Source organism: Proteus sp. G4415 (assembly GCF_963896075.1).
Classification (GTDB): domain Bacteria; phylum Pseudomonadota; class Gammaproteobacteria; order Enterobacterales; family Enterobacteriaceae; genus Proteus; species Proteus mirabilis.
On record NZ_CAWQOK010000067.1, the window covers coordinates 1 to 14,255 of the forward strand.

10 protein-coding genes are annotated in these 14,255 nt (G+C 38.9%); 5 read left to right on the top strand and 5 right to left on the bottom strand.

The annotated features are described in order from the left end of the window. On the top strand, positions 1 to 357 hold a 357-nt coding region (tnpA, locus tag AACU95_RS08065), incomplete at its 5' end, for an IS200/IS605 family transposase (protein ID WP_161737228.1). A gap of 138 nt (positions 358 to 495) precedes the next feature. Here tnpA and AACU95_RS08070 read toward each other — a convergent pair. The 5 genes from AACU95_RS08070 to serB form a co-directional block, all read right to left on the bottom strand. Then, on the bottom strand, positions 496 to 2,055 hold the full coding sequence (locus AACU95_RS08070; protein ID WP_243412654.1) for an alpha/beta hydrolase-fold protein: 1,560 nt from the start codon (positions 2,053 to 2,055) through the stop codon (positions 496 to 498). Positions 2,056 to 2,225: 170 nt separating this feature from the next. Beyond that, positions 2,226 to 3,365, bottom strand: a complete 1,140-nt coding sequence (locus tag AACU95_RS08075; protein WP_017628528.1) for a YdcF family protein — start codon at positions 3,363 to 3,365, stop codon at positions 2,226 to 2,228. 317 nt (positions 3,366 to 3,682) lie between these two features. Next, the gene (nadR, locus tag AACU95_RS08080; protein ID WP_004245666.1) at positions 3,683 to 4,927 is read right to left on the bottom strand and encodes a multifunctional transcriptional regulator/nicotinamide-nucleotide adenylyltransferase/ribosylnicotinamide kinase NadR; all 1,245 of its coding nucleotides are present in this window, start codon (positions 4,925 to 4,927) and stop codon (positions 3,683 to 3,685) included. Between the two features lie 11 nt (positions 4,928 to 4,938). Then, complete coding sequence (gene radA, locus AACU95_RS08085; RefSeq protein WP_004245667.1) at positions 4,939 to 6,330, bottom strand: DNA repair protein RadA; 1,392 nt, start codon at positions 6,328 to 6,330, stop codon at positions 4,939 to 4,941. Between the two features lie 33 nt (positions 6,331 to 6,363). Then, positions 6,364 to 7,341, bottom strand: a complete 978-nt coding sequence (serB, locus tag AACU95_RS08090; protein ID WP_004245668.1) for a phosphoserine phosphatase — start codon at positions 7,339 to 7,341, stop codon at positions 6,364 to 6,366. Between the two features lie 109 nt (positions 7,342 to 7,450). On the opposite strand from serB, the gene AACU95_RS08095 reads away from it, so the two are divergent. The 4 genes from AACU95_RS08095 to AACU95_RS08110 all read left to right on the top strand — a co-directional run bounded on the left by AACU95_RS08095 (position 7,451) and on the right by AACU95_RS08110 (position 14,210). Then, entirely contained in the window at positions 7,451 to 8,143 is a 693-nt protein-coding gene (locus tag AACU95_RS08095) for a YtjB family periplasmic protein (protein WP_004245669.1), read from the top strand. Between the two features lie 262 nt (positions 8,144 to 8,405). After that, the gene (locus tag AACU95_RS08100; RefSeq protein ID WP_036895609.1) at positions 8,406 to 9,947 is read left to right on the top strand and encodes a YjjI family glycine radical enzyme; all 1,542 of its coding nucleotides are present in this window, start codon (positions 8,406 to 8,408) and stop codon (positions 9,945 to 9,947) included. Beyond that, positions 9,919 to 10,785: a YjjW family glycine radical enzyme activase gene (locus AACU95_RS08105; RefSeq protein WP_036895610.1), complete on the top strand. Its 867-nt coding sequence runs from the start codon at positions 9,919 to 9,921 to the stop codon at positions 10,783 to 10,785. Before AACU95_RS08100 ends, AACU95_RS08105 begins: the two co-directional genes overlap by 29 nt. Before the next feature lie 200 nt (positions 10,786 to 10,985). Further along, the gene (locus AACU95_RS08110) at positions 10,986 to 14,210 is read left to right on the top strand and encodes an autotransporter domain-containing protein (protein ID WP_237612037.1); all 3,225 of its coding nucleotides are present in this window, start codon (positions 10,986 to 10,988) and stop codon (positions 14,208 to 14,210) included. Positions 14,211 to 14,255 lie beyond the last annotated feature (45 nt).

A 14,255-nucleotide genomic window follows, 5' to 3' on the forward strand; every position in this document is an offset into this window, starting at 1 on the left:
TTGGTCTTTGTCACAAAATACCGGCGAAAAATATTTGATCAGGATGCCATTGAAAAATTGCGATGCTACTTTGCCAGTGTTTGTGCTGATTTTGATGTTGAACTGGTTGAAATGGATGGGGAACGGGATCACGTTCATTTACTGATTAATTACCCGCCAAAACTGGCGATATCTAATCTGGTTAACAGCCTTAAAGGGGTATCGAGTCGATTACTTCGACGTGATCGTCCTGATATTGCCCAACGTGATTACTACAAGGGGGTTCTTTGGTCGCCGAGTTATTTCGCGGGGAGTTGTGGTGGCGCACCAATATCCATTATCCGCCAGTACATTGAGCAACAGGAAACACCGAGTTAGTTAAAAAACCGCGTCTTATATCCCCGACCTGAAGGACGGGGTTTTACGGTGCTTTGGATAAATGACAAATTAGCCTAAAGAAAAAGGATGTGTAGTTCACCACCACTCACATCCCTTTAAGATAAAAAAGATGAATAATTAATCGTTAGTTAACGCTTTAGTGCCGATATAAAGCGCCTCACACCAAGAGATATAATCATGCCCGCTCGCCATCTCGAGCGATTGCACAGGATAGCCCCTTTGCTGTAAAACCTGCTTTAATTGGCGATTATTATTTAATATTCCTCCAGCGCCTTCGCGAGACTCAAATAACCCAGCCTCTAAGAAAAACTGTAATGGTTTTTTATCCGCCTGTTGATATTGGCGAATTAACCACTCTGGGGCTTCGTTTTCTGGCGCCCACCAATAAGAGCCGGACATACTAAGCACTTTCCCAAAGCGATCAGGACGGTTAAATGCCACCCATGCAGAGGCCAATCCCCCATAGCTTGAGCCTGAGACTATAGTTTCCTTAGCGGCTACTTGCAGGCCTTTCTCTTGCTCTAACCAAACCAAAAGTTCATCCGCTAAAAAGCGGTGAAAATCAGGATTAGGTGGTAATTCAACACTACGACGATCACTATCAATACTATCGACAAATAAGATAGCAATAGGAGGTAATTTCCCCTCTTCAATCAACTTATCAAAAAACCGGTCTATGCCATATTGTTGGCGATAAATTTGTCCATCAAATAGCACCAATAGTCGCGGTGTCGTCATTTTCTGTGCGGGTAAATAAAGCGCAATCTCTCGATCATTGTTTAAAATTTCACTATGAAAACGACTGATTGATGTATTGCCATTCATTGTCCTATCTAAGATATCTGGCAACTGGTATTCACGGGGATAATCAAGTGACAGCAATGAAAAGTAATTATAACGATCGTCCGCTTTACTTGGTGAAGGGTGAAGATTAAAAGGATCGGCCTGTGCCGTCGTTAAAATAGCACGGCGCTGCTGTGCAGCTGTTGCATTTTCAATGACTGGCACATCTGGTGCTAATTTATATTGCATTAATGTATCGTTAGGCACGATATAGCTACGATACCAAATATCACTATTGGCTAAACGTGTTAACGGATCATGATCACCTGCAGGCGATCCCAATAGATATACATTAGATTGCGCACCTTGCCATAAAAAAGTCACACGCTTGTTATGATTATCGTAAGGTTCAACAAGGGGAGTTCCCTCTTGCTGTATCTGTTGCCAGAATAACTGTATATTGCTGGTGGTGAGATCTTGTGCCAGCATTTGCAATCTAGGGCTAGTTAATGCTATACCCGCATCTTTATCTAAAGGCTGATAAGGGTATGTTTTCAGTGTGATATGCCACTGTACCCCAACTTCTCCTTGGGCAATAAACTGATAATTTGCCGTTTCAGGTAATAGGAAGCGTATCTTTTGTTGTTGTCCATCAACGGGCACATCTTTTAATAAGCGACGAACATGAGTGCCATCTTGGTTTGCTAATTGTAGATTTTGTATACCTTTAACATCTAACTCAGCATAACGCTGGCTCTGTAAATGTGTAGAAAAACAGAGTGCCTTATCGTGATTAAACTGGCCTGTTATTTCTTTATTTTCTGTTATTGATAAGCAATTGGCGAAACTAGAAAAAGAGGCCATCAATGCGCAGATCATTAGAGGAGTTCTCACTGTATTTTCTCATTATAATTTAGGTAAGAACTTATAGTAATGATAATTGTTATCAATTCAATAAGGATTTATTGGTGTATGAATTTGATCACTTAGAATAATAAAAAAACTCCACAATCTTTTGGTTTTCTTGTGGAGTTTTAGTAGCAAAATAATATTCAAAGGGTCTATCAACGCTCTTCTAATGGATAACTACGGAAGCTCCATAATCCTAATGCTTTTAAGCCATCGCGATAAATACCTTGTAAATCAGATTTTGATGTTTTTTGTAATTCAGCTAATGGCTTATCGGGGGCTACAACCGTTAAATAGGTGATATCACTGGGGCCACTTTGCCAACTCGCAACCGTAAAAATAGCATCAGCACGACGAACATGACTACCAGAGCTAATAATCACCGCTGTTTTAATTCGGTGTTTAGTTAATGCATAACGGCTAAATAACGCATTCTCCACCGTTGAGCGCGCATAATTGTCTTGGAAAATTCGCTCTGCGGGAATACCTTGTTTAACTAACCAATCCGCCATTAATTTACCTTCAGTTTGATGTGCTTTCGGCACACCACCTGTCACAACAATCATTGCATCAGGTAACTGTTTTGCGACTTCAAGGGTTTTATTTAAACGATCAATCAAGATCTGATTCATCGTACCATCTGGATTAAGTGCATAACCCAATGTCACAATGGCATTATTTCCTTTTGTTTTATTTAGCGTTGCCAAATCTGCTGGCGTTAACTTATCACTTAATGGCATTTTGCTTACACGATCAATTTGAGCAAAAAAGCGGCTTAGCTCTTCAGCTTTTGCCGGATTAAGGGATTTTAACTTGTTAAAATAGGCTTCACTTTCTTTATCTTTACCTTCAAAACGCGTCCAAGAAGTCACATAAATTAATGCATCAATATCATCCGGTGCGGCTTCTAAAATTTGTTTATAAATCGTTACCGCACGCTCAATTTGATTGTTATAGACATAAGCACTGGCGGCACTAAATAGTAAATCTAAGCGATAAGGCTCTAATTTATAAGCTTGTTGTAGCTTTTGTGCTACGACTTCCATATTAGAAGGTAGTTTTCCCGTAAATCCAGCGTCAGAAACACGCGCTGGCGATTTAAATGCCTCTAATGCATCTTGGATCAACATATCCACCGTTTGGCGCTGAGAAATATATTGCTGATAGCTATTATCGGGTTGATGGACTTTTTGATAAGCCAATGCAGAAGAGGAAGCCGTAAAGCCTAAAGCAGCAATGGCTAATGAAATAACTGTTTTTTTGATCTGAAGTGAAATACGGGAAGGTTGCGCCATTATCTTGTCCTTTTGCGAAAATAAATCTGTTTCTTCAATTGGTTAAGCTTATGAAGACAAAGTGTGTGACTCCTCACACTTAAGAGAAAAAGAAATACACACCGATATATCTATACCTAACTTTTATCATAGAGATCTACCATTAATTTGCAGTAATCATTTTCACTAATTTGAAAAAAATAGCATTATTATGCTAATCGCTTAATGAACAGCCGTTTTTATCCATACTTTAGGTTTAAACAAAAATTTCATTCTTATTGTGACTATATAGCTAGCTATAAATAAAAAACGCCAATTAATGGCGTTTTTAAAAATACTTATTCGATATGCTTTGATTGCATCATCAGCAATTCCCTGACTAATTCGACACAACGAAGAAAGCGCTCATCATAATCAGGAGGATCTACTTTGACATATTCAATATTGTTTTTATCTAACATCTCTATCAACAATGTTTGAAAACGACGGCGCTCTTTATCACTCCCTAAACTACGTAAACCATCGGCAACCCATGGCGTATTGTTCTCTAGCAGAATAACTAAATCAAAACGATATTCATCAATCAATGCCTGTACAAAAGGATGTTCTTTTCCTTCATAACGTAAACAAAAAGCCTGTGTTGTTACAAAATCAGTATCGATAAATGCAACTTTATTAGCATATTTAACTGCAAAATCAATATATTGGGCATGACCTAAAGCGATTTTATCATAATCAGAGTACTGCAATGCCATTTCGTCTCCTCCTAAATGAGAGAAGACATAATCACGGCCATATTCCCACGCACTGGTTGTATTAAAAATATTGGCAAGCTTATTTACTAAGGTCGATTTGCCACTCGATTCACCACCTAATATAGCCACTGTACGCACGAAAAAAGGTTTTACTTCGGTAGGAATATATTCCCAATATTTAAATGGCGCTTGACGGATTTGACTACCGCTAATATTCATAAACGAGCGCTCAGGATCGACCAGTACCGTTTCAATACCTAAAAATGCTTCATATTGACTGGCGTCCCCTCGTTCACTGGTATAGATAAAATCCGGCGCGATCTGTTTTTCTTGTAGAAAGGCTTTGATACCCTCACTCCACATTTCCCAACCATGAGGTTGAGGCTCTATACCATGTTCATTAAACTCATGAATACGAATATTTTTCTGATACTTAAAAGTTTGTAATAACCAGCGCAACCTATCACTTACCGTCGGCTGTTGTGACATCGCACTATTGATAAATAGCTCTTTATCACGAGGTTCGTCATGACATAAAATGACATGCAATTCATCGACTTGACTACAAGCTCGTTGAATTAAATAAATATGCCCAGTATGAAGAGGATAGAATTTACCAAAAATCACCCCAATGGTTTTCTGTTGTAATGGATATTCTAATCCCAAAAATTGGTGTAATGCGGACATTTTTTGTGCACTGGGGCTTTTGATTTTGTTATTAATAAGCTGGCTAAGATAGCCCTTTGTCATCTGACTTTCATCGGCAACTTGCTGTAAGGTATAGCCATTCTTTTTTATTGCCTGTTTGATATAATCAAAAGATCCCATGATTTACTCCTTTAGAAGTCGTCCAAATCATCAAGTACAGATAACGCATCTGATAGTTTCTTCACTCCATACACTTTCATATCAGGTGGATTTTTCTTTGGCATATTCGCATTAGGCACAATAGCACGTTTAAAACCGTGTTTTGCTGCTTCTGCAATTCGCTCTTGTCCACTTGGTACAGGACGAATTTCTCCCGCGAGTCCTACCTCACCAAAAATAACTAAATCACGCGGTAAAGGACGATTACGAAAACTCGATACTAATGATAGTAATAAAGCTAAATCTGCACTAGTTTCGGTTACTTTGACACCGCCAACGACATTAACAAAGACATCTTGATCAGACATCTGTAAACCACCATGACGATGCAAAACCGCTAATAATATTGCTAAGCGATTTTGCTCTAATCCCACCGCAACACGGCGAGGATTTGATAACATAGAGTGGTCGACCAATGCTTGGATCTCCACCAGTAATGGCCGCGTTCCTTCCCAAACCACCATAACAGAACTGCCTGAAGTCACCTCATCACCACGACTTAAAAAGATAGCCGATGGATTACTCACTTCGCGTAAACCTTGTTCCGTCATGGCAAAAACACCTAACTCATTCACCGCACCAAAGCGGTTTTTATGACTACGCAATGTTCTAAAACGTGAGTCCGTTTCACCATCAAGCATCACTGAGCAGTCAATACAGTGTTCTAATACTTTAGGTCCCGCTAATGTGCCATCTTTGGTGACATGACCCACCATAATAATGGCAATATCATTCGTTTTAGCAAAACGAGTCAGATAAGCAGCTGTCTCTCGTACCTGTGCCACACTGCCCGGGGAAGATTGAATATCGGCCATATGCATTACTTGGATCGAGTCAATGACCATTAATTTAGGTTGCTCTTGAGCAGCAATTAAACAAATTTGTTCAATACTGGTTTCTGACAACATATTCAATTCGGTTGTCGGTAAGCCTAAGCGGTGCGCCCGCATGGCAACCTGCTGTAATGACTCTTCTCCCGTGACATACAAGGTTTTCATTTCAGCGGCTAAACGACACATGGTCTGCAGTAATAGTGTACTTTTACCTGCCCCCGGATTTCCGCCAATTAAAATGGCACTTCCCGGCACAACCCCTCCGCCTAACACACGATCAAATTCTTTAAATCCAGTAGAAAAGCGAGGTAATGCTTCAAGGCTAATTTCAGAGAGCTTTTGAACACGGCTTATTCCTTTCGCATCTCCGGCAAAACCGCTAAAACGATCGTTACGGGCAGAAGGTGTCGCCGCAAGGCGCACTTCCGTAATGGTATTCCACGCATGACACGCAGAACATTGTCCTTGCCAACGCGGGTAATCGGCACCACATTCATTACATACAAAGGCTCTTTTGGCTGCTTTTGCCACACTGCTCTCCCCGTTATTTTCTTGACTGAAAACTTATCGTTCTTCGTGCTTTAATCCTGCACTTAAAATACACATCACACCCATTAAATCAGCATGACGAATAGCTACTTTGGCTTGTGCATATACTTTAGGTTTGGCATGGTAGGCAATACCTAAACCCGCCTTTCTAAGCATTTTAAGATCGTTTGCGCCATCACCTATCGCAATGGTTTGTTCCAGCGGTATATCTAAATCTTTAGCTAAGCGTGTAAGCACTTGCGCTTTATATTTAGCATCAACAATAGGGCCTTTGACTTTGCCCGTTAATTTACCATCTTTAATTTCTAGCTGATTAGCAACCGCTGCAACTAAACGTAATCGCTGTTTTAGGTTATCAGCAAAATAAGTAAATCCCCCTGATGCAATCGCAATTTGCCAATCCATTGCCTGAAGCTTACGCACTAAACTTGTTAACCCGGGCATCAGAGGTAAATTATCCATTACTTTTTGTAAAATATTCGCATCAGCTCCCGCTAATTGTGCAACACGCAATTTTAGGCTTTCACTAAAATCCATTTCACCTTGCATCGCTTGCTCCGTTATCTCGGCCACTTTATCACCGACACCGGCCAGTTTAGCGATTTCATCAATACACTCAATTTGAATAGCCGTGGAATCCATATCCATCACTAAAAGTCCCGGAGAGCGTAAACGTGGGATCTGCCCAAAGGGTACAACATCTAAACCACATTCATCAGATAACCGACGAATACGACGGGTTAAACTTCCCGCAATACGTACCACTTGGTAATCATCAATACGCCATGAAGAAACCACCACAATAGCCACACCTAATTTATGCTGGAACTCACTTATTCTTTTTTTATCAAGTTCTCGTCCATAAAGTAACCATCCGCTATCGCCTGCACGATAATCCAGTGGCATCACTTCTTCACCACTGAGTGATAGCGGTAGACCTGGCCATTTACGGATCTCATCCGGTAAATAGCAATAGGTCAGACTATTTGACATACTTATTCTCCTGTTTTCCCCTGTCTGAACAAAATAATTGTTATTCAGCCTATTCTATCTGTGACTCATCTGGCAACATGCACATACTTGCTTACGCAAAAGGTTGAACATGCTTAAAGATAAACTAAAATTCAAACTACAAAAAACAGCGATTATACTGATTTGTATCGCATTATTGGCTTTTTTGATGCAAGGCGCCTCTTATTTTAGCCGTGCAAATCAGCACGCCCGTATCACCCAGTTTGAAGAGCTTGCCAAAACACTGGCAGAACAAGTTGCCTTCTCATTATCCAATTATATGGATGACAGTAGCAAAGATAACGTAAATCCACACATTATAGCTAATTTAAATCATCTAACTCACGATAGTCGGGTACTGGATGCAAGTCTTTATTGGCAAGATGGCACACAAATAGCGCATAGTGGTGAAAATGTGACGGTAAAAGAGCGATTGGCCTTAGAAGGACAAAAAAGTGGCGGTTCTTTTAATCATCAGCTGGTGGTGCCTATCCCTGGTCAAGATCAGCCAAAGGGTTTTCTAAGATTGACGTTAGATACACACCAACTTGTCACAGAATCTGGCCAAGTCGATAACACCACTAATTTATTGCGTGTGATGCTATTGGTTGCTCTGGCGATTGGTTTTTTACTGTCCCACAGCTTATTGCAATTAACACCAGTGCATTGGCAGCAATCGCCCTATTTATTAACCGCAAGTTTACCCACTCGTCATGAAAAAGAAGATGATGAACAAAAAAGTGATCAGCAAGAAGAAACAGAAAATAGATCTGAAGTTAAATAACACTGCCACAAATTAACATAATAAGGTGAGTCATTAGTACTCACCTTCATTTCTTTATTTCTATATTTCTATATTTCTATATTTCTATCTAAAATAGGTCAAATTATTTTAGATATATCTAATTTATACGTATTTTCGTGCTATTCCCTTAAACTTTGAATGGGCTTTGTTTAAAATCACAGTAAATCTCAGTCAATTTATTAACCTAATGCGATAAATAAATCTTACATCTTTCTTTTGCTCTTGAGTTGCTGAGGTGGTTATGACTGAACAATCTGTTATCCAACGTTGTCAACAAATCGTAGAAAATCCAACCCTTTCCCCCGAACAAAAACGTCATTTTCTAGCATTAGAAGCGGAAAATATGTTGCCATACCCGACATTATCTAACGAGGCGAGCCTTGCGCTAAATGAACGGGTTATCTGCGATATGTATGAAGGTCATGCCCCTTATAAACCACGTTATGTATTACCTGATTACGCGAAATTCTTAGCACAAGGCTCGCGCTATTTAGAGCTTGAACCTGCCCAAGATTTTGATGATGCGCTAAATATGCTGGCTATCCTTTATCATCATGTTCCTTCAGTCACTTCAATGCCGGTTTATTTAGGTCGTATTGATAAAATCTTACTACCTTATGTGGGGAATTTGACGCAAGAGCAACTCTATCCAAAATTAAAGCGTTTCTGGCGCTATCTTGATAGAACCCTTCCTGATGCCTTTATGCACGCTAATATTGGCCCCGAAGACTCTATCATTACACGTTTAATTCTTAAAGTAGATGTTGAACTTCAACAAGTAGCCCCGAATCTCACCTTTATTTATGACGCGGCACTAACACCTTCTGATTTATTGCACCAAGCAATCACCAATATTTGTCATAGTAGTAAACCCCATATTGCTAACGGTACATTGCAAGATGCTGTATTTGGTAAAGATGAATACGGTATTGTTAGTTGTTATAACTCTCTACCGCAAAGTGGTGGCGGTAGCACTTTAGTTCGTATCAATCTCAAAGAAGTAGCAAAGCGCAGCCAAAATAGTGCCGACTTTCTAGAGAATGTATTGCCGTTTTATATGCAAAAACAAATCGAGATCATCAATGCTCGTTGCGAATTCCTCTATGAAAAATCAAACTTTTTTCAACAAAGCTTTTTAGTAGAAGAAGGTTTGATCTCACCCGATCGTTTTGCCCCGATGTTTGGCATTTATGGTATGGCTGAAGCAGTTTCTCTATTACTTGAGAAAGAAGGTCATACAGCAAACTATGGTCATAGCGAAGCGGCCAATAAACTTAGCTATATTATTAGTGAAAAACTGGCCCAATTTGTTGCACAGACTCCTGTAAAATATGGTTGGAAACAGCGTGCCATGTTACATGCTCAATCAGGCATAAGTTCTGATATTGGTACTACACCGGCGACCCGAATTCCTTATGGAACAGAGCCTGATCCTGTTACTCATTTAATGGCCGTTGCCCCCCACCATCAATTTTATACTTCAGGTATTAGTGATATTTTAACCGTGGATGAAACTATCAAACAAAATCCTGATGCCTTAATGCAACTGTGCTTAGGGGCGTTTTCTTGCGGATTACGTGAATTTACCGCTAATGTGGGTGGCAATGATTTAGTCCGTGTCACTGGGTATATGGTGCGGTTATCTGATTTAAAAAAATATAAAGAAGAAGGCTCTCGCCTAAATACAACTTGGTTAGGAGATGAAGCAACAACCAATTGCCATATTGCTGAACGAAAACCACGAGTGATTAGCCATGAACAGCAGATGCGCTTCGATAAATAAAATACTGCCTTTTTCTTGTGTTGATGGCCCAGGCAATCGCCTCGCCATCTTCCTACAAGGATGTAATTTACGCTGTAAGAACTGTCACAATCCCTACACTATGGGGATTTGTGATAACTGCGGGGATTGCATTGCCACTTGCCCACAGCAAGCGCTTTCATTACAAAACGGTGTAATAAATTGGAACGCTGACAGCTGTGAGCAATGTGATACTTGTATTCAGCAATGTCCTCGCCAATCAAGCCCTATGACATTGACCTATACGGTTGATGAACTAATTGCAATTACGCGTAAATATGCCGCTTTTATCAATGGGGTAACAGTTAGTGGCGGGGAATCTACGTTACAACTTCCATTTTTAATTGATTATTTTAAAGCAATCAAAGAAGCCCCTGATCTTCGACATCTTACCTGTTTAATTGACAGTAATGGCACTCTTTCACTTAATGGTTGGCAAAAAATCGCCCCCTTTATGGATGGAGCGATGATTGATTTAAAAAGTTGGAGTGAAGAAACACATATTTATTTAACCGGACGTAGTAATCAACGTATTAAAAAATCAATCAAATGGTTAAGTGAGCATAATTTACTTGCAGAATTACGCCTTTTATATATTCCAGAAAAAACCGATTATTTAGAGAATATAGAACCGCTTTCTCATTTTATTAATTCACTTGGTGAATCAATTACAATTCGTATTAATGCGTTTCATCAGCATGGCGTATATGGTGAAGCGAAGAATTGGCGTTCCGCAAATAAAGAACAAATCATAAATCTACAAAATGAATTAATACTTAGAAAAGTAAATTTAATTAAAACACCAAACATATATACATAATAATAATTCATTACTCATTATTATATATTAAATTCATTTCATTTTATCCAATTGACTTTAATTAATACAGAGGTTAACCTCCAGTTAAAATCTTATTTTTGGTATATAAAATGAAAATGAAAAATAAATCAATATTATATATATTGTGTCCTCTCTATATATGGCCTATTAATTGCTACAGCAATTATAATATAAATGATATGGGAGACTCAATTTATAACCCTTTTAGCATTGCAAATAATGCAAGTCAATATTATGAATTTAATCATAATAGATATGAATACATTAAACATCTCCACGGCCGTGTCTTAGATAAGCATAGTTACAACCAACAGTTAATGACGCCGTTTGGAAGCACTTACATATATGCAACAATAAGTGATGATACACTTTCATTATATAATCGTATAGCTGATGAAGGTGAACGTAATATTCAAAAAAAGATACCTAATTATAATGTTAGAGAAACCGTTTATTTCTCAGAAGAACTCTTACCAAATGAATTATTTATTAGTATAGATGGTGGAAAAACCATAAAAAAAATAAATAAAGAAAATAATCCGCAATTAGATCTTCTTTACCTTTCCCATATTTCAAAAAATAGTAAAACTGTTGTTGGGTATGCCTTTGCAGGTGCTAGAGCCAGATTAGAGCAGATGGTTAAAAATAATAGTATTTTTGAAGATACTATCGGTTGTGGTACATACAATGGATGTTATGTATTTGCCTATAACGTATATAACAATACATTTTCTATTTTAGATAGAAACATGGAGATTAGATATTTAACGAAAGATGGTAATTTTATTTTATATGAATACAAAGGTGATGAGAGAAAGAAACTATATATTTATGATATCTATAAAAAAGAAAACTTCGAATTAACATTCGATAACGTTAATAAGTATTTAGCTAATCATCCAGAAAAAGCAATTTTACTTTCACCAATTACTGAATATCCTTTCTTAAAGGGAATAAAAAGAAGAGGTGTTGATATTCAAAAAATCAGTGATAATGGTCAAGTCTTTATTGGCCAGCTAAACCGAGATTTGCCTAAAAAGAAATTACTGGATAGAGAATATCCTAAAGTTGCCTTTATCACAACAGCATCAGGCCCTATACGAGAACTTAGTCTCTCTGAATTTGGATCGACAAAACTTGCAGATACCTCAGCAGATGGGAACTATAGTGTTGGCTGGGGAGATGTTTGGCATAATAATTATGCAATTAGGTTACCTACTAGAACAAAAACTTCTTCAGCAATTTTTAGTCAAGCATTACTCTATGACTTCTCTAATGATAAACTCATCAATATTGGTAACCTTTCTACAAAAAAAGAAGAATCGGAATTTAGAAATGCTAGAGCACTTGATATTACTGCTGATGGTAAATATGTTGTAGGGTGGTCTGAAACTGATGAGTATAACTTAAAAACCATTCCAAAAGATCTAACAGGCACTGGTCCTCATGCCTTTATCATGTTTCATCGTCATGGTTTTATTTATTTCAATAATCATATGTATGACTTAGGAACACTTGACGGGGGAAAAGATTCAGAAGCACATGCCATCTCAGATGATGGAAGAATCATTTATGGTGTAGCCACTAATGAACGTAATAACTGGCGTCAAGTTATTTGGAGAAATGATGAAATCGATGATAAATATTTCAATACTGAACAACAAGAAATTGCAGATGAAAAAGATAAGCAAGCTGAGCAAGAAAAGGCTGAGCAAGAAAAAGCGGAGCAAGAGCGCCTAGCCAGACTGCAAGCTGAGCAAGAAAAAGCGGAGCAAGAGCGCCTAGCCAGACTGCAAGCTGAGCAAGAAAAAGCGAAGCAAGAAAAAGCGGAGCAAGAAAAAGCGGAGCAAGAGCGCCTAGCCAAACTGCAAGCTGAGCAAGAAAAAGCAGAGCAAGAGCGCCTAGCCAGACTGCAAGCTGAGCAGGAAAAAACGGAGCAAGAGCGCCTAGCCAGACTGCAAGCTGAGCAAGAAAAAGCGAAGCAAGAAAAAGCGGAGCAAGAGCGCCTAGCCAGACTGCAAGCTGAGCAGGAAAAAGCGAAGCAAGAAAAAGCGGAGCAAGAGCGCCTAGCCAGACTGCAAGCTGAGCAAGAAAAAGCAGAGCAAGAGCGCCTAGCCAGACTGCAAGCTGAGCAGGAAAAAACGGAGCAAGAGCGCCTAGCCAGACTACAAGCTGAGCAAGAAAAGGCGGAGCAAGAGCGCCTAGCCAGACTGCAAGCTGAGCAAGAAAAAGCAGAGCAAGAGCGCCTAGCCAGACTGCAAGCTGAGCAGGAAAAAACGGAGCAAGAGCGCCTAGCCAGACTACAAGCTGAGCAAGAAAAGGCGGAGCAAGAGCGCCTAGCCAGACTACAAGCTGATAAAGAACTTCCCCCTGTAGAAGATGAACAAGTACAACAGGCTAAAGCAAAGGTAAAAGAGAAAGAAACAGCAAAATCATCGACAGCTATCAGTAAACCAATCGATGTAGAAAACAGCTATAAATCCATGCAATTAATGGCTGAAAATAGCTATAAACTTATCGATATGCAACAGGGTCAATTGCGTTATTTAGCTTCCGCCACCTGTTCTGTCGGTACTGAAAAAGCATGTCTTAGTGGCTTCACACACTATCAAAATATTGATAAAGCCAACGCTATACAAACGGGCATTAGTGGAGCTTATCGTTTTGATATCAATCAAACACCATTAGTGGTTGGTCTTGCTATTGATAGCGATAGCTACTCTTCTTTACCCACAGGCTATGAATATCAAGGATACCCTTTACCGTTAATTGGTTTTAGCGTTGATTTAATCCCGTCACTAAACCCAACCTCGAATGGCAATGCATTACATCTTTCATTAAAAGGGGCATATGTAAACCGCAAAGTCACGATTAAAAGACCAATATTAGATAATACCGAAGCGGGTAAAGGCCACGCAAAGATCTCCGGTTATTATATTGATTTTCAAGGATATTATCCTTACACACTCAATAACCTTATCACTGTAACGCCTTTTGCAGGACTTACTTTTAATCAAACATCACGCTCTGCTTATAGCGAAACACAAGGGACTAAACTTGCAGTCCATTATCAAGAACTTAATGCACATTCATTGCTTGCAAAAATAGGATTAGGAATAGAGTATACAGTCAATGCCAAACTCAAACTGGACAGCAAAGCGGGTTTATTATGGCATTTATCACATCACCAAGGTGACTTCCAAAGTCATATTGATTATCTAGGTCAGCAAAAAATTAACTATAACGACAACAAAAAACAGTTAGCACAGCGTCCATTTGCTAGTGTAGGGCTAACTTACCAACTAGATAAACAGTCATCTGTTAATACGACAACAAATTGGCAAATGACCCCTTATCGTAATCAAGATATTCATATGGGTATTGGTTATACATATCGTTTTTAATTCCTTATTATTATTATAATTAGTAGTAATAGTTTGCTTCCTATA